Annotated in this window: 23 protein-coding genes; 12 read left to right on the top strand and 11 right to left on the bottom strand. The window is 71.6% G+C overall.

What is annotated here, in order from left to right; all coding sequences use genetic code 11:
• The first annotated feature begins 95 nt into the window (after positions 1-95).
• The gene (locus AB0B20_RS17340; RefSeq protein WP_357385787.1) at positions 96-794 is read left to right on the top strand and encodes a DUF4386 domain-containing protein; all 699 of its coding nucleotides are present in this window, start codon (positions 96-98) and stop codon (positions 792-794) included.
• A 6-nt stretch (positions 795-800) separates the two neighbouring features.
• Here the strand turns inward: AB0B20_RS17340 and AB0B20_RS17335 are convergent, their stop codons facing one another.
• Positions 801-1598, bottom strand: coding sequence for a glucose 1-dehydrogenase (locus AB0B20_RS17335; protein WP_357385785.1), 798 nt, complete (start codon positions 1596-1598; stop codon positions 801-803).
• Positions 1599-1685: 87 nt separating this feature from the next.
• Here AB0B20_RS17335 and AB0B20_RS17330 point away from each other — a divergent pair, with 87 nt between their 5' ends.
• Complete coding sequence (locus tag AB0B20_RS17330; RefSeq protein WP_357385783.1) at positions 1686-2525, top strand: helix-turn-helix transcriptional regulator; 840 nt, start codon at positions 1686-1688, stop codon at positions 2523-2525.
• 19 nt (positions 2526-2544) lie between these two features.
• Here AB0B20_RS17330 and AB0B20_RS17325 read toward each other — a convergent pair whose 3' ends face one another.
• Positions 2545-3810: a cellulose-binding domain-containing protein gene (locus tag AB0B20_RS17325; protein ID WP_357385781.1), complete on the bottom strand. Its 1266-nt coding sequence runs from the start codon at positions 3808-3810 to the stop codon at positions 2545-2547.
• Positions 3811-3997: 187 nt separating this feature from the next.
• On the bottom strand, positions 3998-4903 hold the full coding sequence (locus AB0B20_RS17320; RefSeq protein ID WP_357385779.1) for a DUF6745 domain-containing protein: 906 nt from the start codon (positions 4901-4903) through the stop codon (positions 3998-4000).
• Between the two features lie 154 nt (positions 4904-5057).
• Here AB0B20_RS17320 and AB0B20_RS17315 point away from each other — a divergent pair, with 154 nt between their 5' ends.
• Together AB0B20_RS17315 and AB0B20_RS17310 are read left to right on the top strand one after the other, a co-directional pair.
• On the top strand, positions 5058-5519 hold the full coding sequence (locus AB0B20_RS17315) for an SRPBCC family protein (protein WP_357385777.1): 462 nt from the start codon (positions 5058-5060) through the stop codon (positions 5517-5519).
• Between the two features lie 686 nt (positions 5520-6205).
• Positions 6206-6616, top strand: a complete 411-nt coding sequence (locus AB0B20_RS17310; RefSeq protein WP_357385775.1) for a DoxX family protein — start codon at positions 6206-6208, stop codon at positions 6614-6616.
• 24 nt (positions 6617-6640) lie between these two features.
• On the opposite strand, the gene AB0B20_RS17305 is transcribed toward AB0B20_RS17310, so the two are convergent.
• Together AB0B20_RS17305 and AB0B20_RS17300 are read right to left on the bottom strand one after the other, a co-directional pair.
• Positions 6641-7765 carry a glycosyl hydrolase 53 family protein gene (locus tag AB0B20_RS17305; RefSeq protein WP_357385773.1) on the bottom strand — a complete coding sequence of 375 codons (1125 nt, stop codon included), beginning with the start codon at positions 7763-7765 and terminating at the stop codon, positions 6641-6643.
• A 31-nt stretch (positions 7766-7796) separates the two neighbouring features.
• Positions 7797-8978, bottom strand: a complete 1182-nt coding sequence (locus tag AB0B20_RS17300) for a cellulose binding domain-containing protein (RefSeq protein WP_357471692.1) — start codon at positions 8976-8978, stop codon at positions 7797-7799.
• 186 nt (positions 8979-9164) lie between these two features.
• On the opposite strand from AB0B20_RS17300, the gene AB0B20_RS17295 reads away from it, so the two are divergent.
• The 4 genes from AB0B20_RS17295 to AB0B20_RS17280 all read left to right on the top strand — a co-directional run bounded on the left by AB0B20_RS17295 (position 9165) and on the right by AB0B20_RS17280 (position 11989).
• Positions 9165-9443, top strand: a complete 279-nt coding sequence (locus AB0B20_RS17295; RefSeq protein WP_357385769.1) for an FmdB family zinc ribbon protein — start codon at positions 9165-9167, stop codon at positions 9441-9443.
• Positions 9444-9503: 60 nt separating this feature from the next.
• Positions 9504-10757, top strand: coding sequence for a formamidase (gene fmdA / locus AB0B20_RS17290; protein WP_357385767.1), 1254 nt, complete (start codon positions 9504-9506; stop codon positions 10755-10757).
• 102 nt (positions 10758-10859) lie between these two features.
• Positions 10860-11189, top strand: a complete 330-nt coding sequence (locus tag AB0B20_RS17285; protein WP_357385765.1) for a cupin domain-containing protein — start codon at positions 10860-10862, stop codon at positions 11187-11189.
• A 290-nt stretch (positions 11190-11479) separates the two neighbouring features.
• A complete protein-coding gene (locus tag AB0B20_RS17280; protein WP_357385763.1) occupies positions 11480-11989 on the top strand; it encodes a hypothetical protein in 510 nt (169 codons plus the stop codon).
• A gap of 58 nt (positions 11990-12047) precedes the next feature.
• Here the strand turns inward: AB0B20_RS17280 and AB0B20_RS17275 are convergent, their stop codons facing one another.
• Positions 12048-13004, bottom strand: coding sequence for a YafY family protein (locus tag AB0B20_RS17275; protein ID WP_357471689.1), 957 nt, complete (start codon positions 13002-13004; stop codon positions 12048-12050).
• 58 nt (positions 13005-13062) lie between these two features.
• Here AB0B20_RS17275 and AB0B20_RS17270 point away from each other — a divergent pair, with 58 nt between their 5' ends.
• The gene (locus AB0B20_RS17270; RefSeq protein ID WP_357471686.1) at positions 13063-13806 is read left to right on the top strand and encodes an alpha/beta fold hydrolase; all 744 of its coding nucleotides are present in this window, start codon (positions 13063-13065) and stop codon (positions 13804-13806) included.
• 68 nt (positions 13807-13874) lie between these two features.
• Here the strand turns inward: AB0B20_RS17270 and ygiD are convergent, their stop codons facing one another.
• The gene (ygiD, locus tag AB0B20_RS17265; protein ID WP_357471683.1) at positions 13875-14720 is read right to left on the bottom strand and encodes a 4,5-DOPA dioxygenase extradiol; all 846 of its coding nucleotides are present in this window, start codon (positions 14718-14720) and stop codon (positions 13875-13877) included.
• 129 nt (positions 14721-14849) lie between these two features.
• Between ygiD and AB0B20_RS17260 the strand changes: the two genes are divergently transcribed.
• Complete coding sequence (locus AB0B20_RS17260; RefSeq protein ID WP_357471681.1) at positions 14850-15938, top strand: epoxide hydrolase family protein; 1089 nt, start codon at positions 14850-14852, stop codon at positions 15936-15938.
• Here AB0B20_RS17260 and AB0B20_RS17255 read toward each other — a convergent pair.
• The 4 genes from AB0B20_RS17255 to AB0B20_RS17240 all read right to left on the bottom strand — a co-directional run bounded on the left by AB0B20_RS17255 (position 15922) and on the right by AB0B20_RS17240 (position 19699).
• The gene (locus tag AB0B20_RS17255) at positions 15922-16254 is read right to left on the bottom strand and encodes a hypothetical protein (protein WP_357385753.1); all 333 of its coding nucleotides are present in this window, start codon (positions 16252-16254) and stop codon (positions 15922-15924) included. The two genes, AB0B20_RS17260 and AB0B20_RS17255, sit on opposite strands and share 17 nt — an antisense overlap.
• Positions 16251-16430, bottom strand: a complete 180-nt coding sequence (locus AB0B20_RS17250) for a hypothetical protein (protein ID WP_357385751.1) — start codon at positions 16428-16430, stop codon at positions 16251-16253. The genes AB0B20_RS17255 and AB0B20_RS17250 overlap by 4 nt, the downstream gene beginning before the upstream one ends.
• A gap of 488 nt (positions 16431-16918) precedes the next feature.
• A complete protein-coding gene (locus tag AB0B20_RS17245; RefSeq protein ID WP_357471678.1) occupies positions 16919-18115 on the bottom strand; it encodes a helix-turn-helix transcriptional regulator in 1197 nt (398 codons plus the stop codon).
• A gap of 1200 nt (positions 18116-19315) precedes the next feature.
• Entirely contained in the window at positions 19316-19699 is a 384-nt protein-coding gene (locus AB0B20_RS17240; RefSeq protein WP_357385747.1) for a PadR family transcriptional regulator, read from the bottom strand.
• 106 nt (positions 19700-19805) lie between these two features.
• Here AB0B20_RS17240 and AB0B20_RS17235 point away from each other — a divergent pair, with 106 nt between their 5' ends.
• Together AB0B20_RS17235 and AB0B20_RS17230 are read left to right on the top strand one after the other, a co-directional pair.
• Complete coding sequence (locus AB0B20_RS17235) at positions 19806-21053, top strand: NAD(P)/FAD-dependent oxidoreductase (RefSeq protein WP_357385745.1); 1248 nt, start codon at positions 19806-19808, stop codon at positions 21051-21053.
• 8 nt (positions 21054-21061) lie between these two features.
• On the top strand, positions 21062-21550 hold the full coding sequence (locus AB0B20_RS17230; RefSeq protein WP_357385743.1) for a MarR family transcriptional regulator: 489 nt from the start codon (positions 21062-21064) through the stop codon (positions 21548-21550).
• The last annotated feature ends 1 nt before the right edge of the window (position 21551 follow it).

Below are 21551 nucleotides of genomic sequence, written 5' to 3'. Positions count from 1 at the left end.
GTGACTGCCCGAGCGGCCGATGCGCCGCCGGGCCGGTCCGCAGGACAGTGAGGGCACGACCACCATCGGCCGGGCGGCGGCGGAGGGGAAACCCGATGGACTCACTGCGAAAGACGTCGCTGGTCGCGGGCGGCGCCTATCTGCTCACCTTCGTCTCGATCCCCACCCTGACCCTGTACGCCCCGATCCGCGAGGCGGACTACGTCCTGGGCACCACGTCGGACGCCCCGGTCGTCCTCGGTGGCGTGCTGGAGATGATCGTCGCGCTCGCCTGCGTCGGCACCGCCGTCGCGCTGTACCCGGTGCTCAAGCACCAGGGCCCGGCCCGGGCGCTGGGTTTCGCCGGCGCCCGGGGCCTGGAGGCAGCCGGCATCCTCGTCGGCGTCGCGAGCGTCCTGACGCTCGTCGCGCTGCGGCGGTCCGGGGCCGGGCCGGACGCGCTCGTCACCGGCCAGGCGCTCGTCGCCTTCTACGACTCGGTGTTCCTGCTCAGCCAGTCGCTCCTGCCGGCAGTGAACGCGCTGCTGGTGGGCACCCTGCTGTACCAGTCCCGCCTCGTGCCGCGCGTGCTGCCGGTGCTCGGTCTCGTCGGCGCGCCACTGCTCGTCGCCTCCGACCTCGGCGTCCTGTTCGGCGCCTGGGACCGGCTGTCGCCGGTGACGGCTGTCGCCGCGCTCCCCATCGCGGTGTGGGAGTTCTCGCTCGGTGTCTACCTGGTCGTGAAGGGCTTCCGGCCCTCGCCCGTCCCGGCCGGCGCGGTCGAGCCCCGGCCGGTCCAGGACGCCACCGTCTGAGCCGGGTCAGGCCCGCGCGCCGCCGTCGACCCGCAGCACCGTGCCGGTGACGAAGGAGGCGCGGTCGCTGAGCAGCCAGGCGGCGGCCTGGGCGATCTCGTCGGGCTCGGCGGCCCGGCGCAACGGCGTGGCGGCCGCGAGCCGGTCGATGATGCCCGGCGACTCGGCGTCCCAGGAGCGCATCATCTCGGTGAGCGTACTGCCCGGGGCGATCGCGTTGACGCGGATGCCCTCCGGCCCGTAGGTGACCGCGGCGGACTCGGTAAGGCTGTTCACGGCGCGCTTCATCGCCCCGTACGCGGGCAGTTCGGGGTTGCCCATCAGGCTGCCGACGCTGGAGTTGTTGACGATCGCGCCGGTGCCGGCGGTGGCCCGGATCGCGGCGACCTCGGCGACCATGGCGAGCCACGGTCCCTTGAGGTTGACGGCGTAGACGTGGTCGAAGTCGTCTTCGCGCACCCGGTCCATCGGTCCGGGCGGCACGATCGTCGCGCCGTTGTTGAAGGCGACGTCGAGGCGGCCGTACACCTCGACGGCGCGGTCGACGGCGGCACGCACGCTCGCCGCTTCGGCCAGGTCGCAGACGACGTACTCGGCGGTGCCGCCCGTGGCCCGGATCTGCTCGGTGACCGCCTTCAGCTGTTCCTCGGTCCGGGCGGCGAGCAGCACCCGGGCGCCCTCGGCGGCGAACAGCCGGGCCGCCGCGGCGCCGATGCCGCGCCCGGCGCCGGTGATGAAGGCGACCTTGCCGGCCAGCAGGCCGGTGGTGGGGTGGACGGTCGTGTCGGTTCGTGTGGTGTCCATGCCGGCAAGCCTGCGTCCGGTCGCGGAGCCCATCCAGGTACGGCCGGTACCTGGTTACGCGCCGCCGCGCACGGGCACACTGGGGTCGTGGACCGACGTGAGCTGGCAGTGTTCCTGCGCAGCAGGCGGGAACAGATCGCACCGGCCGACGTGGGCCTGCCCGCCGGACGGCGGCGCCGCACCCCCGGGTTGCGTCGCGAGGAGGTGGCGCGGCTGGCGTTCATCTCGACCGAGTACTACACGCGGCTGGAGCAGGGCCGGGGTCCGCGTCCGTCGCGGGAGGTGCTGGCCGGGCTGGCCCGCGCGCTGCGGCTCTCCGACGCCGAACGCGACCACCTCCACCACCTGGCCGGGGAGCCGCCCGCGCCGCCGCCCGGGCCACCCCGGGAGGTACGCCAGAGCGTGCTGGACCTGCTGCACCGGCTGCCGCAGGCGGCGGCGTTCGTGACCTCGGCGGCGTTCGAGGTGATCGCCTGGAACGACCTCGCGGCGGCGCTCATGGAGGACTTCTCCGCGGTGTCCCGGCGGGACCGCAACCTGGTCCGCCGTGCCTTCCTCGGCCCGCACCTGATGTACGGCGTGTCGGACGCGAGCGAGTTCGCCCGCCACTCGGTCGGACGGCTGCGCGCCGCCGCGGCCCGCTATCCGGACGATCCGGAGATGGCCGCGCTGATCGCGGAGCTGCTCGCCGGGAGCGAGGAGTTCGCCCGCCTGTGGGCCTCGCACGAGGTGGGCGGCGCACGGACGCTGTGCAAGACGTTCCGGCACCCGCTGGTCGGGCCGGTGACTGTCAACTGCGACGTCCTCGACATCACCGACCGCGACCAGCAGGTGGTCATCTACACCGCCACCCCCGGCTCACCGTCGGAGGAGGCGCTGCGGCTGCTCTCCGTGATCGGCACGCAGCGCATGACGGTGGAGCACTGAGCCACCCGGCGACGGCACGTCAGCAGCCGATCCGGCTGGACCCGACGGCGGCGTCGTCGTACCAGAGGGTGTCGGCGCCGCCGCCGTAGCTCTCCCAGCCCAGCTTCAGGTCGGTGAGCTGCGGTCGCCAGGTGCGGTTGTACCACTGGCCGTCGATGTCGTGCGTCGGCACGCCGTCGGCGGTCAGCCCGGTCACCGCGACGCCGTCCAGCCAGGTACGCAGTTGACCGGCCGAACCGTCCACCATGAACTCGAGGCAGGCCCAGCGGTTGGTGGGCAGCGGCACGCTCTGCGCCACCCCGGCCGGGCTCTGCTCGGGCAGCGTGGCGTCGTCGGAGGCGCGGTTCCACTGGAGCGCGCCGTTCTGGCCGCCCAGCCGCAGGTCCCGGTTGCCGTCGGCGGCGTCGGCCATGGTGATCATCGTGGTGTGGTCGGTGGGCTGGGCGGTGGTGTGCCGCACCCAGATCCGGGCGTACCTGACGCTGCCCAGGCCGCTGAGGTTCTTCGTGGTCCGGACGAACACGTGGTTGCAGTACCCGGCCGCGCCGTTGATGCGGACCGCGCGGCTGCCGCTGTGCGTGGTGGACGTGTCGATGGTGGCCGTGCCGGCGCCGGAACAGTCCGGGCTCACCACGCTCCAGTCACCCGACGGCGTCGAACCGGTCTGGTTCTCGAAACCGTCGCAGAGCACCGCCCCCGCGCACCCGCTCGGCGGTGGGGTGGTCGGCGGCGCCGTCGTGGGAGGTGCCGTGGTCGGCGGCGCGGTCGTCGGCGGCGCCGTGGTCGGCGGCGCCGTCGTGGGCGGGGCGGTCGTGGGCGGGGCTGAGGTCGGCGGCGCCGTGGTGGGCGGCGGTGTGGTCGGGCCGGCGCCGTTGCACGGTACGCCGTTCAGGCTGAACCCGGTCGGCGTGCCGCCTGCGGCGCCGAATGTGCCCTGCACGCCGAACTCGGTCGAGCCGCCGGCCGAGATGCTGCCGTTGTACGACACGTTGCGGGCGGTCACCGTCGACCCGGACTGGCTGACTGTGGCGTTCCAGCCGTTCGTCACGCGCTCGTCCCCGGCGTACGTCCAGGTTACGGTCCAGCCGGAGACGGCTGTGTCACCCGGTGACACCTTGATGTTCGCGGTGAACCCGCCGGGCCACTGGTTGGGTGTGTAGTCGACCCGGCAGCCCTGCGCGGCCGCGGCCGGGCCGGTGAGCAGGGCCGTACCGGCCGCGGTGACGGCGGCCAGCGCGGCGACGGCCGCCACGAGCGGTGCGGGTCGGGCACGGAGAATCGTCATGGAGAGTCCTTCGACGTCGGGCAGGGCGCGGCGGCACGCGTCCCGGATCGGACGCGGCGGCGCGCGAGGATGCGGCGCGGCGATGCGCCAGGGTGAGTGGTCGATGCGTACGACCGATGTGCCCGGCTCGAAGGCGGCCCGGTCAAGCCGCCGAGGTCCGCGGACCTCGGCGACGCCCGAGTCCAATCTATTTATCGCCGCCTATCAAATCAATGTCTGCGCCCGCGCCGCTCAGCGGTGGTTGCCAGCCGTCCCGATAGCGCACGCCGCCGGGCCGCAGCCGGATCCGGTCGTGCGCCGTTCCCGCGACGGGCTCGGTCCGGATGACCGCCGGCCGGTCCACGACGACGCAGACGTCCTCCCCCGGCCACCACCAGCCGCCGGAGCGGGCCAGGCCGGCCCAGGTGTCGAGGTGCCCGTCCTCGTCCGGCCCGTACCGGGCGAGGCCGAGCCGGCGCAGCACGTCGTAGTACGCGATCCATGACGCGTCCTGCTGCCCGTACCAGCACACGGGCACCGGGCCGCCGCTCGCCAGCGCCGCACGCACCGGCAGGTAGAGCCCGTGCGCGAGGCTGCGGTGCAGCGCCGCGCGTACCCCCTGGTGCAGCACGACGGCGAGCGGTACGCCGCTGTCGAGGGCCCGCTGCGGCGGCAGCTCGGGCCACGGCTCCCTGGCCTTACCGGTGCGGGCGGGTGACAGCTCGGGATCGGTGTGCGCCACGCCCGCGCTGAGGGCACCCCGGAGCTGGGACACGATCATGGCGATGTCGCTCGCCACCAGCGGCGTCCTGGGCGGCCGTGCCGCCCGGATGCGGTCGTGGAGCGAGTCGAGTGTGGGCCAGCCGGCGACCAGGGGAATCGCCTTGGCCGGCGAGTCGACCCACTCGAACCGGGGTCGCGGCCGCGACGCCCTCGCGTAGACGGCGGTCAGGCAGCGCTCGGCGGCCGGCCGGTCGGCCGGCTGCGTGTTCAGGGCGTGGTCGAGCCATTCCTGGCGGATCCGGACCGCCTGCTGCCACAGGCCGCCGGGGTCACCGCCGCGAACGGCCTGCGGGATCGTCGCGGCGCCGTCGCGCCGCGTGCGGGCGCTCATCGCGCCGGGGCGTCGCCGCCCTTCAGGTAGGAGATCATGGCCCGACTCTGACTCACGGCGCGGCATCGCTCAAGCGAATTCCGGCCATATAGTGACCGCGTTCGCCGTGCCCGAGGGAGAGAAGGGAACACCGCTGACCGTGGACAGTGACCGCTTGACCCGACCCCCCGTCATCACCGCGCAGATGCTCGTCCGCCGGCCCGCCGCCGAGGTCTTCCAGGCGTTCGCCGACCCGGCGGTGACCACGAGGTTCTGGTTCACCAGGAGCAGCGGCCGGCTGGAACCCGGCGCCACTGTCACCTGGGAGTGGGAGATGTACGGCGTCTCCACCGTCGTCACCGTCAAGGACGTGGAGGAGAACCGCCGCATCCTGGTCGAGTGGGATCCGGAGTCACCCACCCAGGTCGAGTGGCGGTTCCTGCCGGGCGAGGGCGACACCACGCTGGTCCGGATCACCGAGAGCGGCTTCGCCGGCACCGCCGACCAGGCCGTGGGCAGGGCGATCGACTCGATGGGCGGGTTCACCATGGTCCTCTGCGCCTGCAAAGCGCTGCTCGAGCAGGGTGTGCTGCTGAACGCGGTCGCGGACGCCCACCCGAGCGGCTTCGGGGACTGACCGGGTCGGCTGCGGGCGGGCCGGGCCCACCCGCAGCCCTGCACGGGCGGCTGCCGGAGCCCGAAGCCAGCGGAGCACGTGGTGGCCGTCACTGTTCGTCGACCGCCCCGGAACGAGGTTGGTCAGGCCGAGCATCGCCCCGACGAACGCGGCGCCGAGCATCGCCGGCCGCGTCCACGCCGTACCGGTGGACGCCGACGCGACGACCAGCGCCGCCGCGGCGCACAGATTGGCCGACGGGCCACCGAGATAGAACAGCACCATTCGCAGCGGCAATGCCGTCATCGACGGCGAAGGCCCTACCGACACCTCGTTGCGCCAACCGTTGAAGGGCGCGATGCGTACCGCGACGACCGGCAGGCGCAGCAGCTTCGCCACGACGAGGTGTCCGCACTCGTGCAGGACGAGGTGCGGCCACAACGACACGCAGGTGAGGCCGGCGGCGGCCATCGCACCCGGGACGGACTCGGTGACGAGCAGCGCGAACGCCGCCGACTCCACCGCCAGGAGGAGTGACACGGCGACCAGCCGGCGGCGGAGCTTCACCGGAAGAGGGTACGGCCGGGTGACGGGCGGCGTGGCCCCACTGCGTGGCGCGGCTGTCAGCGATGAGTTCGCCCGCCCTGGCCGGTCTGAACTGGTGCGTCCGATCGGATGCGGAACACCAGCCGACCGCAGGAGGAACGATGACCACGACCGTTGCCGACACCACTCCCCCGCCCGTCGCCCGCGGGCTGCACCGGACGCTTTGGGTGCTCCAGATCCTCCTCGGCGTCTTCTTCATCGTCGCCTCGGCCGGCCCCAAGCTGTTCGGCGAGACGAACGCGGTCCAGTCCTTCGAGGACATGGGCGCCGCGCCCTGGTTCCGCTACTTCATCGGCCTCGTGGAGCTGGCCGGTGGCATCGGGCTGCTCGTGCCGCGACTGGCCGGCCTGGCCGCCGTCGGGCTCGCGCTGCTCATGCTCGGCGCCGCCGTCACCCAGGCGTTCATCCTGGACGGCGGCGCGCTGGTGCTCACCCCGGTGGTGCTGTTCGCGCTGTTCGTGTTCATCGCGTGGGGCCGCCGCCACTCGATCGGCCGGCTCCTGCGGCGCTGAGCCGGGGGTGCGCCGGCCGGCCCGTCAGGGCCACCAGTGCACCCCCGGGTTCACCCGCCCGAACCAGTCGAAGACGGCCATGTTGTCCCACTGGTTCCCGGTGCCGTTGATGTTCGCCGGGTCCCAGCCGTTGCCGCTGACCGCGTACCAGGTCGGCTCCCAGTAGAAGACACCGATCGCGCCGGCGTTGCGGGCGGTGTTCTGCACCCAGTCGAACTCCTGGGCCTGCCCGGCCCAGGTCGCGCTGATGCCGTCGCAGGTCGCGTCGCCGATGGCGTTCGGCTCGCCGTCGGCGTTGTCGCGGGTGAAGGGGTACGCGGTCTCCACGATCACCACCGGCTTCCCGTAGCGGCCGCGCAGGTCGACGATGTTGTTGTAGAGGTTGGCCAGGCTGCCGTGCCACATGCAGTAGTACGACAGGGCGGTCATGTCCCACTGCACGCCCTGCGCCCGGATGCCGTCGTAGAACCACCGTGCGTTGGCGTTGCTGTCGGCGTTCGCGGTGTGGATCATCACCGGGATGCTGCTGCCGCAGGTCTTGACCGCGTTGTAGCCCTGCTTGAGCAGCCAGGCCAGCGGGGCGAAGTCGTTGTTGACGACCCTGCCCTCGTTCCACAGCATCCCGACGTTGATCTCGTTGCCGATCTGCACGCTGTCCGGCGGCGTGCCCTGCCCCCGCAGGGCGGTGCAGACGTCGTACGTGAAGGCGTACACGTCGTCGCGCAACTGGCTGAGGCTGTGGCCGGCCCAGGCGGCCGGCTTGTACTGCTTGCCCGGGTCGGCCCAGGTGTCGGAGTAGTGGAAGTCGATCAGCACCTTGAGGCCCTTGGCCTTCGCCGTACGCGCCTGGACGAGCACCTTGCTCTTGTTGTTGTAGCCGCTGCGCGGGTTGTTCCAGACGCGCAGCCGGACGTAGTTGACGCCGACGGACCGGAGGATGTCCAGCGGGTCGCGGGCCACCCCGTTGGCGTCGTAGTACTGAGCGCCCAGGTCCAGGCTGCGCTGCAAGGAGGAGACGTCGGCGCCGCGCATGGTGAGCGTGTTGGCGGCGGCGACCGGCGCGGGCGTACCCCCGAATGTGGTGGTGACGGCGAGGACGACGGCCGTGACGGCCCCGACCAGGGTGCGGTGGCGGTGCGATGTGCTCACGATGCTCCTCTCAGCCGGTCGCGGACGGTGCTCAGCCCACCGCGCAGGGGGCCCCGTTGAGCGAGAAGGCGGTCGGCGGCGCGTCGCTCGCGCTCCACCGCCCCTGGAAGCCGAACGTCGCGGAGCCGTTCGGCGCGATGAGGCGGTTCCAGTCGGCGTTGCGGGCGATCACCGCGGCGCCGGTCTGGCTGACTGTGGCGTTCCACGCGGTGGTGACCTGCTGGTCCCCCGGGAAGCCGAAGGTGAGGGTCCAGCCGTCGACGGGCGCCGTGCCGGTGTTCTGGACCGTCACCGCCGTCACGAAGCCACCCGGCCACTCGGACTGGTTCCGGTAGGTGACCCGGCAGGTCGACGGCGGCGGTGGCGGTGGCGTGGGCGTCGTGGGCACGGTGACCGTGTTGGAGGCGATCGACACGTTGCCGGCGGCGTCGCGGGCCCGCACGTAGTACAGCGTGCGCAGCGGCGTCGGCGCCGGCAGCGACATCGTGTACGTGGTGCCCGGCACGGTGGCGACGCGCGTGGAGGTGAACCAGCCGTCGAACCGGTAGACGTCGTAGGCGAGCACGCCGACGTCGTCTGTCGACGGTGACCACGACAGCCTGGCGGTCGAGTCGGTCACCTCGCCGACCGTGAGGTTCCCCGGTGCGCTGGGCGGGGTGGTGTCCGGGCCGGTGTCCGTCACCGGCGTGACCACTGTCAGCGGGTCGCTGGCGGGCGAGCGACGGTTGTCCCCGTCCCGGGCCGACACCCGGAACGTGTACTGCCGGCCCGGCTGGATGTAGTTGGTGACCGTCGCGGTGGTGACGTCGCCGAGGCTGAGGCTGTAGACCACGTCGTCGAACGGGCTGAGGTAGACGATGTCGTACCCGACGACGGGGCAGCAGCCGCGCGTGGCGGCCGTCCAGGTGAGCGTGACGGACGTGCTCCGTACCTGGGTGGCGGTCAGGTTCGTGGGCGCGCTCGGCGGGAACGGCGTGGTGCTGGGCGGGTCGGGCGGCTTGGGCGTCGACGTGGGCGTCACGGTCCCGGTCGGGGCCGCGACGGGCGTCGCGGCGCCGCCGGGCGCCGGAGCGGCAGCGGGGTACGCGGTGCCGGCGTCCGCCGGCGGGGCGGCGCTCAGGGCGGTGACGAGTACGGCGGTGGACAGCGCGACGGCGACCGGCAGACCCGGCCGCAGGCGGCGCAGAAGTGAGGACGAGGAGACGGCGGCCATGGGTAGACGATGCCCGTCAGGCATCGATGATCGCCAACGTGTCCCACGCCTCGGCCGGCGCGACGAACTCCGCCTCATTCGTCGTTTCGCGCCGCTTATGTCAGCAATAGGCCACAATCGGAGAGACAGGGTGAGCCACTGCGGAACGGCCCACCGCACGCACGAAAGGCTGGACGGGACGCGGCGATGGCCACCTTCGAGTACCGCTGCCCGCAGGACGGCAGCTTCGACGTCGTGACGCCGGTCGGCACCGCGGACCCGTCGACGGGCTGCCCCCGGTGCGGGTTGCCGGCGGCCCGGGTGTTCTCCGCGCCCCGGCTCGCCCGCATGCCGGCGGCGCTGCGCGACGCCATGGACCGGACCGAGCGCAGCGCGGAGCAGCCGGAGGTGGTCGGGCGGGTGCCCGGCCGTCGTCCGGCACGCCGCTCGACGAACCCGGCCCACGCCCGTCTGCCCCGATGGTGACCGGGCTCGGGCAGTCCACCTGACCCGCCGCGGCGGGACGCACGAGAAGGGCTCGACACCGTGCCTGAACTGCTGTTCCCTCTAGACTCGACGAAGAGGTTCACCGACCAGGAGAAGGTCGGGCACAACCGCTGGCATCCCGACATCCCGCCCGTGGCGACGGTACGGCCCGGACAGTCGTTCCGCGTCCACTGCCGCGAGTGGTTCGACGGCGCGATCCACAACGACGACTCCGCCGAGGACATCCGGGATGCTCCGCTGACCCGGGTCCACGCTCTCAGCGGCCCGTTCGCCGTCGAGGGCGCCGAGCCGGGCGACCTGCTCATGGTCGACATCCTCGACATGGGCCCCATCCCGCAGGAGTCCGGTCCGCTGGCCGGCCAGGGCTGGGGCTACACGGGCATCTTCCCCACCGGCAACGGCGGCGGCTTCCTGACCGAGCAGTTCCCCGACGCCTACAAGGCGGTCTGGGACTTCAGCGGCCGCAAGGCCACCTCCCGGCACATCCCCGGGGTGTCGTTCACCGGGATCGCCCACCCGGGGCTGATGGGCACCGCCCCGTCCGCGTCGCTGCTGGCGACCTGGAACCAGCGGGAGGGGGCGCTGATCGCGACCGCGCCCGACCGGGTGCCGCCCCTGGCCCTGCCCCCCGAGCCGCAGGACGCGATCCTAGGCAGCCTCACCGGCGCCGACTTCGACCGGGTGGCCGGGGAGGCGGCGCGTACCGCCCCGCCTCGGGAGAACGGCGGGAACCAGGACATCAAGAACTTCACAGTCGGCAGCCGGGTCTTCTACCCGGTGTTCGTGCCGGGCGCCAACCTGTCGCTGGGCGACCTGCACTTCTCCCAGGGCGACGGAGAGATCACCTTCTGCGGCGCCATCGAGATGGGCGGCTTCGTCGACCTGCACGTAGACCTGATCAAGAACGGCATGCAGACGTACGGCGTCGCCGAGAACACGATCTTCATCCCGGGCGACAACCCGCCGCAGTTCAGCCAGTGGCTGGCCTTCTCCGGGCTCTCGGTCACCCTCGACGGCGAACAGCGGTACCTCGACTCGCAGCTCGCCTACCAGCGCGCCTGCCTGCACGCCATCGACTACCTGACCCGCTTCGGCTACCAGCCGGAACAGGCGTACCTGCTGCTCGGCGCCGCACCCATCGAGGGCCGGCTCTCCGGCGTGGTGGACATCCCCAACTCCTGCGCGACCGTCTACCTGCCCACCGAGATCTTCGACTTCGACATCCGCCCCTCGGCCGCCGGTCCGACCCGCATCAACCCGGGCAAGGGCGCCCCGAAGGCCACCATGCGGTGAGCGGCTGAGCACGCCGAAGGCCGGTGGTGCGGCGACGGGACGCGCACGCTACGGTTCGCGGAGGAGCACCCTGCCCGGCGCGACGAGCAGACAGGAGACCTCATGCAGAAGTCATCCCTCACCGCACTGGCCCGCGAGCAGCTGGAACTCGCGCACACCTCCTCCAGCGGCCGCAGCAGCTCCACCGTCTACGGCGGCCACGAGCACACGCTCCGGCAGACGCTGATCGCGCTGACCGCCGGGCAGATGCTCGGCGAACACGAGAACCCCGGCGAGGCCACCGTCCACGTCCTGCACGGCCGGGTCCGGCTCGGCGCCGGCGAGACCTCCTGGGACGGTGCTGCCGGCGACCTGCTGATCGTGCCGGACCGCCGGCACAATCTGGAGGCGCTCGAAGACTCAGCGGTGCTGCTCACCGTCGCCAAGCGCTGACGGTCCGGCCCCGGGAGGCCGGCAACCGTGCCGGGGCGTCAACGGCCGTCTCGAACGCGCCGTCAGCCGTCAGGGCGTCTATCGGCTCACCGACGAATCCGCCGCTCGACTGGGCGCCCTGCTCGACGGGGCGCCGGCCCCCGAGCCGGGGTCGTGAAGGCGTACCCGGACTGCCGGGAGAGGCTTTGACAGCAGCGCGTGCCGCCGCTCGGCGGCGATGTCACACTGCGGCAGTGGAGCGCTTTCGGTGTGCGGGCTGCGGGAAGCCGCTGAGCGTCCCGGTCCGGTTGGTGGAACTGCCGGCGGCGCCGCACTGGTCGGTCCTGGACTGCCACCAGGTGAACCCGCCGCTCCTTGGCCCCGGCACCTACGCGATCGACGAGGCCGCCTACGGCCGTGATCAGGTCACCGACACCTTCGTCCTCTCGCCCGGCGACGTACGCGGGACACGCTTCGTCCATGACCGCGTCCGCACGGGTTGCTGGTCGATGGTGGGCTGGATCCCCTGCGTCGCCTGTCAAGGCTGCGGGGCCGTGATCGCCTCGCGGACCGACGACTGCGGGACGGCGCAGGAACTGCGCTTCTTTCCCGCGATGGTTGTCCGGGAGCGGTGTGACGACGGGCCGGACCGCGTGACCGATCCTTTCGCGCTGATCGCCGACTGGGACCGTCCTGCGCCCGACACCAGACGGCACCGTGGGGTGCCCGAGCCGACCCGTCCTCGTCCCGAACTCGTCGCCACCCGCTGGGGCGGCCGAGGCGTGCGGGAAGCTCTCTTCCGGGACGATCCGCCGGCCTGACCCGGCCGCGCGCCGTCCGCACGTGGGCCGAGGCGGGTCTGACCACCTTTTCCGAGCCTCAAGCGGTGGCGTCGGCGAGCAGTCGGGCGGCCAGGGCCCGCACCTCGTCCTTGAGTTCGTCCGGTCGGTCGATCGTGAACGGCCAGCCGAGCCCGGCGAGCATCTGTGCCGCACCGTCGAGCCGTTCGGCTCGGGCGGTGAGACGCACTCCGCCGGGCACCTCGGTGAGCGTGCCGACCGAGGGCGGGATTCGTCGCTGCGCCTGCTCCAGGCTGGTGTGCAGCACCACGGAGATGTCGTGCGCGTACGGCACGGCTGCCAGACCGGTGAGTACCTGCGTGGTGGGATCGAAGCCGGCCGGGATGTCGAACCTGCCCTGAAGGGGGTGGGCTGTCCCGATGCGGTCGAGGCGGAACGTCCGTACGGCCTGGCGGTGGTGGTCGTGACCGGTGACGTACCAGCGGCAGGCGTGGAAGACCAGCCCGTACGGGTCGAGCCGGCGCTCGCCGGACTGGCCGCGCCAGGTGGTGTAGGTGATGCTCACCGGTTGCTGATGCCGGGCCGCTTCGGCGAGCACCAGCAGCACCTCGATGCCGGGCGGGGCCGACTTCCGGACCCGTGCGGTGAAGTCCACGGTCTCCAGCAGCGAATCGATTCGCCGGGCGAGAACGGCCGGCAGCACCCGGCGAATCTTCGCGGTCGCGCTCTCGGCGGCCGCGCCTTCGATGGTGACCAGCCCGGCCCGGGTAGCGGCGACGAGCCCGAGCATGACGGCGACCGCCTCCTCGTCGGTGAGCATGAGCGGCGGCAGCTTGTATCCAGGCGCGAGCCGGTATCCGCCGTAGCGACCGCGCCGGGCCTCGACCGGGATGCCCAGGTCGGCGAGGTGCGCGGCGTACCGGCGGACCGTGCGCTCGTCGACGCCCAGCCGACCGGCCAGGTCCGCGACGGTGAAGCCGCCGCCGGCCTGGAGGATCTCCAGCAACGCCAGTACGCGCGCGGTCGGCCGGGTCAAGAATCCCCATTTCTCATCCGGGCGGAACATGTCCGGTATTGATCGTAGCGTGGCATGCATGACGACCTTCGTACTGGTTCCCGGGTTCTGGCTCGGCGCATGGGCCTGGCGGCCGGTCACCGCCGCCCTGCGCGGGCACGGCCACGAGGTGTACCCGCTGAGCCTGACCGGCCTGGGCGAGCGCGCCCACCTGGCCCGCCCGGACACCGACCTCGACGTCCACGTCACCGACGTGGTCAACCTGCTGCGCTACGAGGACCTGCACGACGTGGTTCTCGTCGGGCACAGCTACGCCGGCGCGGTCGTGACGACCGCCGTTGCCGACCGCATGACCGACCGCATCGCCCAACTGGTTTACGTCGACACCGGCCCGCTACCCGACGGCGCGGCGAACGCCGATTTCAGCCCGCCCCAGGAGCGTGAACGCAACGCGGCGGTGGTCGCCGAACACGGCGACGGCTGGCGGCTGCCACCCCCGCCGTGGGCCGAGCTGGCGGCGGGCGCGGCAGACGTTGATGAATCGGTCGTCGCGTTGCTCGCTGAGCGGTCGGTGGCCCAGCCGTGGTCGACTGCCACCACCCCGGTGCGGCTCACCGGGGCGTGGGAGAAGGTGCCCCGCCTCGGCGTGCTGTCGAGCTTCACCGTCGAGCAGGCACGCCAGATGGCCGCCACCGTGCCGCTGTGCCGGCACATGGCCGGCGATCCGTGGCGGTACGAGGAACTGCCGACGTGGCACTGGCCGATGCTCAGCCGACCGGTCGAGCTGGCCCAGATCCTGCACCGAGCCAGGCCGACGGCGTAGCCCGCGATGCCCGGGCGACCTGAGTGCGGCCGCCCGGGCACCGAAGCGGTTGACCAGCCCGCACCTGCTCAGATGTTGGAGCCGTCCGGCGGCAGCCCGGGCGGTGGCTGCGGGGATCCGCCCCGGCCGGCAGCCGGTGGACAGGACATGCCCAGGGTGTAGGCCGTCATGGACAACGAGCCGTAGGCGTAGCCGTCGACCAGGACCTCGGTGTCGGGGGTGTCCGTGGCTGCGGCCAGACCGGCGAGATACAACGCGGGGATGAAGTGGTCCGGTGTCGGTACCGCACGGCGGAAGTCCCCGTGCGCGTCGAGGGTCGCGTACTCGCCCGGGTCGGTCAGCATCCGGGTTTTGGCGTCCTCGTCGAAGCGTCGCGCCCAGTCGAAGCCGTCGTCGGCCAGCGCCCAGTCCATGCCGCGCAGGTTGTGCACGACATTGCCGCTCGCCACGATCAGCACTCCACGCCGACGCAGTGGAGCGAGCCGGGCGCCGAGTTGAAGGTGGTAGTCCATCGGCTTGTCGGCGTTGATGCTGAGCTGGACGACGGGAATCGTCGCGTCCGGAAAGGCATGCGTCAGCACCGACCAGGTGCCATGGTCGATGCCCCAGCTGTCGACGTCCGCCCCGACCCAGGTCGGATGGACGACGTCACTGACCTCCTCAGCCAGTTCGGGCAGCCCCGGCGCCGGGTACTGCACCTCGAACAGCTCCTGAGGAAACCCGTAGAAGTCGTGGATGGTCCTCGGCCGGGGCATCGCGGTGACGGCCGTGGCGTTTATGTACCAATGGGCACTGACCACCAGGATCGCGCGGGGACGCGGCACCGCAGCGCCGAAGGCTCTCCACGCGGAGGTGTACCGGTTGACCTCGAGGGCGTTCATGGGGTTGCCGTGGCCCAGGAACGCCGCGGGCATCAAGACATCCAAGGCCGGATGTACGTCTGAAGGCACGTGGACACGATAGTGCCCCCTCACAGCGGCTCCGGCCTGAATCACGCTCCTCGGGGGATCGGAGATCGAGCCTGGCGATGAGACCATGATCGGGTGACGCCCTTCCACATCGATGTGCCCGAAGCCGTCCTGGAGGACCTGCGGGCTCGGCTTTCGCGGACGAGGCTCGTGCCGGCCGCACCGGGAGAGCCGTGGGCCGCCGGCACCGACCCTGGCTACCTGGCAGATCTGGTGCGGTACTGGCTCGACGGATTCGACTGGCGTGCGGCCGAGCGTGCCCTCAACCGGTACCCCCAGTTCGTCACCACGGTCCGAGGCACGCCGGTCCACTTCGTTCATGTCCGCTCGGCATCGCCCGACGCCACGGCGCTGATCCTGACCCACGGCTGGCCCAGCGCGTACACGGAGATGCTGCCCCTGGTGTCCCGGCTCGCAGACTTCGACCTCGTCATACCGAGCCTGCCCGGCTTCGTCTTCTCCGGGCCACTCGCCGAGGGCCCGACGACCGAGGCAGCTGTCGCGGACGTGTGGGCCGAGCTGATGACCCGTCTGGGCTACGACCGCTTCGGCGCCTACGGTGGCGACATCGGCTCCGGCGTGTCGACGTGGCTCGGCGCCCGCCACGCAGATCGGGTCATCGGGGTCTTCTCGCAGCACATCAAGTTCCCCCCGGCGGACCGCAGGGGCGACCTCAGCCCGGCCGAGGAGGCGTTCATCGCCATGCTCGACGCGAAGGCCCAAGACGACTGGGGCTACGGAATCATCCAGGAGACACGGCCCGACACCCTTGCGGCCGCGCTGAGCGACTCGCCGTCCGGACTGGCCGCATGGATCATCGAGAAGTACCAGCGCTGGAGCGACTGCGGCGGCGACATCACCCGCCGGTTCGGCTTCGACGAGCTGCTGACCACCGTGATGCTGTACTGGGTCACCAACTGCATCGGCACGTCCTTCCGGCCCTACCGTGACGACCGCCTGGCCCCCCACCTGCCAATGGTCGCCGTGCCCGCCGGAATCACTGTCAGCGTGGAGGACGCCGGCCTGCCCCGGTCGTTCGCCGAACGCACCTACGCCAACCTCACCCACTGGCGCGAGCCCACCGTCGGCGGCCACTTCCTCGCCCAGGAAGAGCCCGACCTGCTCGCTGCCGACCTGCGCGCGTTCTTCAGCGTGCTCCATTGATCCAGCGGGTAGGCCGCCAGTTCCACGCGGGTGGCGCCCGGTCGTCCGTACCCGGTCGAACACCCGGCTCCGATTCGGCTGGCATGGGCGGGCCGGTCTCCCTGGTCCAGCCGAGGAACCGGCGGTGCAACACGCCCGCCGGCGTCCAGGGCATGTCCTCGGTGGCCTGGACGAGATAGGCGCCGAGGTACAGCGCCAGCGACACCGGCGCATCCATGAACTCCGCGCGCAGCTCGCGCTTGCGCGTAGGGCACGGCCAGGGCAGGTCGCAGCCGCCACAGCTCCACACCGGCATGACCGGCCCGTGGGTGGTCACCGCGCACCCTCCAGGAACCGCGCGGTGATCGCCCGCGCCTGCCGGCTCGTCGCCCATTTCACCTGCCAGCACGGGTACGGCGTGAGCCGCGCCCACCACGCCCGGCACCCGGCACACATGCCGTCGAGCCCTCGGACATGAACCGCGAGGATCGCCTGTTCCTGCTCGCTGCTCACTGCTCACCCTCCGACGGCCAGTGGCCCCGATCGATCGGAATCCGGTGCCGGGCGCGACACGGCAGGTCGGACCCACAGCGGCAGACGCGCCGCCAGAGCCGCCACGACCACACCGGCCGGTGCCTGCGAGCAAGAGTCAGCGCGGTGGCAGACAGGTATTCGTCATACGAGACGCGCCGCTCCCGCGACATCGATGTGTCCCCGGCTCCCGCCGGGGCCTGTTGCCCGCCTCGCGCCTGGTCCAGCAACCGCCGCCGGGCAATGTCCTGCTCCATCATCTGGATGCGCTGCCCGACGCCGTACGCCGTCGGAATCGACGGGAGGTACCGGCCCACGAGTCGCCGCAGGGGCCCGACAGGCACCGTCATCTACTGGCCCTCCGTGATGAGAGCACGAAGAGGCACTGCTGATGTGCCTCGATCCGCGCCCGGTTCAGTGAGGTCCAGCGTCGCGCCGCGTGCGCCTACGATCCAGAAGGTGACTGTCCGCTAACCAGGCGTGCTGTCCGCTGTTGATCGTCGGACCGGGGCGTACTCGACGCACAGTTCACGGAGCATCGCGGCCTCGGGCACTCCGAGATCCTCGACCTTGGCCAGCAGTTCCGCGGCTCGCCACCAGTTCGACGGCACCACTCGCCCGGATGCCACGGCCTGCGCCCCGAGCGCAACCGCTTCGTCCGACTGACCGGCGGCGACGAGAGCAAGCCCGAGGTCGAGACGCGCCGATGCCGACCGGCGTGGCCGCGCTCCCCCGTCGCCGTGCGGATCCAGATCGGCCAGTACGGCCCGAGCCACCTGCTCGGCGCCCGGGTCACCGGCCCACGCCAAAGTCGTGGCCGTATAGGCGGCGGCCTTGGCAGGGTCGTAGCGATAGTGATGCTCGGCTCGCTCGGGAACGGGCAAGTTCGCCGCCAACCTCTCTACCCGATCCAGCGTTCGCCGGGTGGCAGCAACGTCCCCAATGCGAGCCCATGCACGGGCCTCCTGAGCAGTAGCCTGGATCCTGGCCGAGCTGCCCTGAGGCGCGACCCGTTGAGCCTGCTGGGAAAGATCGAGTGCCGAACGGTAGTCACCTTGCGTCAGCACGTCCCAAGCCCGCGTCTCCAGACACCATGCCTGGATCTCGGGATGCTCAGCATGTTCGGCAAGGTCACGGGCAGCTCGCAGATGAGCAGCCGCAGCATTCCGCTGCCGCAAATCGATGTGGACCGTGGCCCGCAGCACGGCCAGCCAACCGCCGGCAACCAACAGCCGACGCTGTTGAGCAAGCGTCACCCGCCCGTCCAGCAGCCGCACCACATAGGAGAGGTGCCGCCGCACCAACGGCAACAGATCCGCCGGCGCCATCGTCGGATAGGAGCTGGCAAGGTCGTCAACGCCCTGCTCGATCCGCTCGAGCATGTCGTTGCTGACATCACTCGCGGCGACTCTCGCCCGCAACTCGCCGGCCTCGGCCGCATGGTCGATCGGCGCATCGACCAGCCGAGCAAGCACTCCCCCGGCGTCGAGAATCCGGTCCAGGTGACGCGCTGTGTCGACCGTCGGAGCCTTGAGCCCTGCCTCCAACTCGTGCAGATGGCTCTTACTCCGATGAGCGAGTTGCCCGAGAGACCGAAGCGACAGGCCACGCCGCTCCCGAAACTCCCGCAGAGCTACCCCAAAGCGCGGATCGACGGACGAGGCCATAACGCCGCTCCAAGCTCAAGAGGCCAGGCGAATCAGCCGGCCGCCACCCATCGACGGTACCCCGACTCTCCGTACGCGGATGCCCACGCTGCTCCGTGAGCGGGCCAGGGCCAGGGTGACAAGGTGGAGCGCCCTACCGGACGTAAGACCTTGTCCGCCTGGCCCTGGTCTGCCCGGCTTGCCGCGCCTCGACCCGCACCGAGCGGAACGCGCTTGATCTCGTAGAGGCGGACTCGGCAACAGGTCCTCCACTGGCCCGAGCACGCATCAGCTGACGCCGGTCATGACCGGACCGCCCCTATGTCGGTCAGGCGCGGGTGCGCTGTCGCAGCCGGGTCGACACGACAGCGACAACCGCCATGAGGACCGCGACCACCAGGGACGGCAGCGCGTCGGGCCGGCGCAGCAGTTCCCCCGTCAACCCACTGTTGTCCAGCTGGTAGAGCGTACCCAGGAGAAGGGTGGGGACGACGGCGATCAGCAGCCGCTGATCGGCCGTCGCCACCCACAGGAAGGCCGCCACGCCGACGATCACCATGGCGGCGGCTGCCGCCCGCACGCCCGGGTCGACCATGCGGAAACCGCCCGCGGGGATCAGGTGCAGGGCGAGTATGCCGGCGGTGACCAGAACAGCGTTGGCCCGGGGCGCCGGCGGCACGTCCGCCGGACGCCGCAGGCCCAGAATGATCAGAGGCGCGGCGACGATCGGCGCCCACCACTGTGGCAGGCCGTTGGAGAACAGGTACGTGGAGATCACGGTCGGCACCACCGCCGCAGCCACCGCCAGGGCGGCAGCGGTACGGGCGCGGCCCGCGACGAGCGCCACCAGCGCGGCGATCAGCACGATCTCGTGGACGCCCTGATTCTTGACGACGGTCAGGGGGTCCGAGAGTCCGCCGAACTGGAATGCCTCGATGATGTCGTCCAGGCCGATGAGCACACCCAACGCCAGCACCGCCATGGCGCCCAGGTGGATGCCCTGCCAGAACAGCACGGCGGTGGGCCGGGGCGCGGTGCTGCCACCGTGTACCCGTAGGGCGCCGCGGATCAGCGATGCCGCCTGCCGGAGGCTGGGCCAGCGGCGGGTGGTCGGTTCGTCGCCGATCAGCGTGTCGATCAGCTCGTCGGCGCGTTCGCGGCGGTAGTCGGCGGGGTAGGCCCGCAGCAGCATCCGGTAGCGCTTTTCCAAGACATCGGAACTCATGCTGGTCTGATCCTCGCGGTAGAAGGTTGACGGGCGATTGCCTGCGATGCGACCCGGCGTGGCAGGCGGTCCATGACCACCCGGGCGGCCTGGGCGAGCCGGTCGGCCTCTTCGGTGAGTACGCGACAGCCCTCGTCGGTGAGCCGGTAGTAGCGACGGGCACGCCCGTTGACGATCTCCTCACCGTCGGTGGTGACGAGTCCTTCGCCGAGCAGCCGGTCGATCACGGAGTACAGCGATCCGGCGGCGAGGGTCACCCGCCCGTCGGACAGCTCATTGACCCGCTTGATCACGGCATAACCGTGGAGCGGTCCGCCGAGCAGAGCAGCAAGGACGAAGTAAGACGGTTCCCGTAGCGCGGGACGCGAAGCTGATCCCATGAGCCGAATATACAAGCAACTTGAGTATCAGTCCAGAGTGACCATGCACAGTGGCGCGTCCTGCGACGACCTTGCCCGAATCATCTTAATGATTAAGATAACCGCCATGAGTGCATCGACAGGCTTCTCAGTGGCGATCGCCGGCGCCGGCCTCTCCGGCCTCTGCCTCGCCCAGTACCTGATGCGCGCCGGCATCGACGTGCACGTCTACGAGCGGGACCCGGGCCCCTTCATCCGGCGGCAGGGCTACCGGATCATTCTCGACCGGTACGGGCTGGCGGCACTGCGCGAGAGCCTGCCGCGCCCGCTGTACCGCCTGGCGCTGGCCACCGGCGACGAGCCCGGCGGGCAGCTGCGCTTCACCGACAGGCGGCTGCGGGACGCCTTCACCGTCACCTTCAAGGACGACCCGCACGAGACCCGTCAGGTGGACCGGCTGACCCTGCGGTCGATCCTGCAGTCCGGGCTGGACGGGCGCATCCACTACGGCAAGACCGCCGTCGCGGTGGACAGCGGCGGCCCGGCCGGGCTGCGGCTGCGGTTCTCCGACGGCGGGGCCGCAGCCGCGACGGTCGTGGTGGGCGCGGACGGCGTCGGCTCGGCGCTACGCGCGCAGCTGGTGCCGGACGCCGACCCGGCGGACACCCCGATGGCGGGCATCTACGGCCGGTCACCGCTGTGGCGCGACGGCGCGAGCGTCATCCCGGACGCACTGCGTACCAGCGGGGTCCTGGCCATCGCCGACCGGCCGGGCAGCGCCTTCTTCTTCACCTCCATGCGGTTCGGCGAGAGCCCACGGGAGGCGTTCACGCGCCTGGCCCCGGGCAGCTACGCCCCCACCGGCGACGACTACGTCATGTGGGCGCTGCTGCTGCGGCGCGACGAGCTGCCCGGCGGCGTACGCGGAGATCTGCGGGCACTGTGGCACCTGGCGGCCAGCCGGAGCAGGGACTTCCACCCGCTCGCCCGGCGGCTGGTCGACACGGCCGAACTGGACGCCACGGTGCTGAACCTCTTCGCCACCGGGCGGCGGCCGATCCGGTGGGCCGTCCCCCGGGCGACGATGATGGGCGACGCCGTGCACGTCATGCCGCCGTTCGGCGCGCACGGCGGCAACACCGCGCTCCGCGACGCCGCCCTGCTCGGCCGGCGACTGGTCGACGCCCGGGACAACGGCACACCCGTGGAGGAGGCGATCGCCGGATACCAGGACGAGATGGTGCCGTACGCCTTCCGCGCCGTCGACACCGCCGGGAAGCTGATGCACCGTCTCACCGGCGGCGCGGCGGCGCCGCACTGGGTGCTGACCCGCGTGTTACCTCGGCTGCACCGGGTCACCGTGCCGGAGGCATGATTGCCCGCATGTCCCACGATCCGGCCCGCGCCTCCGCGATCGCCGACCTGATGCGCGCCGGGCGGGAGACGTCGCGGCTGTCCATGGTGTTCCGGTACGCCGTCGCGGAGCGGTTGGGCCTCACCGTGAGCGACCTGGAATGCCTCGACTACCTGGCCGACATCGGATCCGCCACGGCGGGGCAGATCGCCGAACGGACCAACCTCACCACCGGGGCGGTCACCAGCATGCTCCGCCGGCTCCAGCGGGCCGGCTACGTGACCGCCGAGCGCGACCCGGCGGACCGGCGGCGAGTCGTCGTCACGGTGCGCCCGGAGCGGGTCGCCGACCTGGAGCGGCCGTACGAGCGTTTCGCCGAGCGGGCGGAACGGCTCGTCGAGGGCTACAGCGCCGATGAGGTCAGATTGCTGGTCCGGCACCACGACCGCCTCCAGGCGATGTACCTCGCGGAGTTGGACCACCTCCGCGACGGCGACACCGCGCAGTGGTCCGCCTGAG

The sequence above is a fragment of the Micromonospora sp. NPDC049151 genome (genome assembly GCF_040648395.1).
GTDB lineage: Bacteria > Actinomycetota > Actinomycetes > Mycobacteriales > Micromonosporaceae > Micromonospora.
The sequence above is the reverse complement of the archived record's forward strand: the minus strand, read 5'-3'. Positions and strand labels throughout refer to the sequence as shown.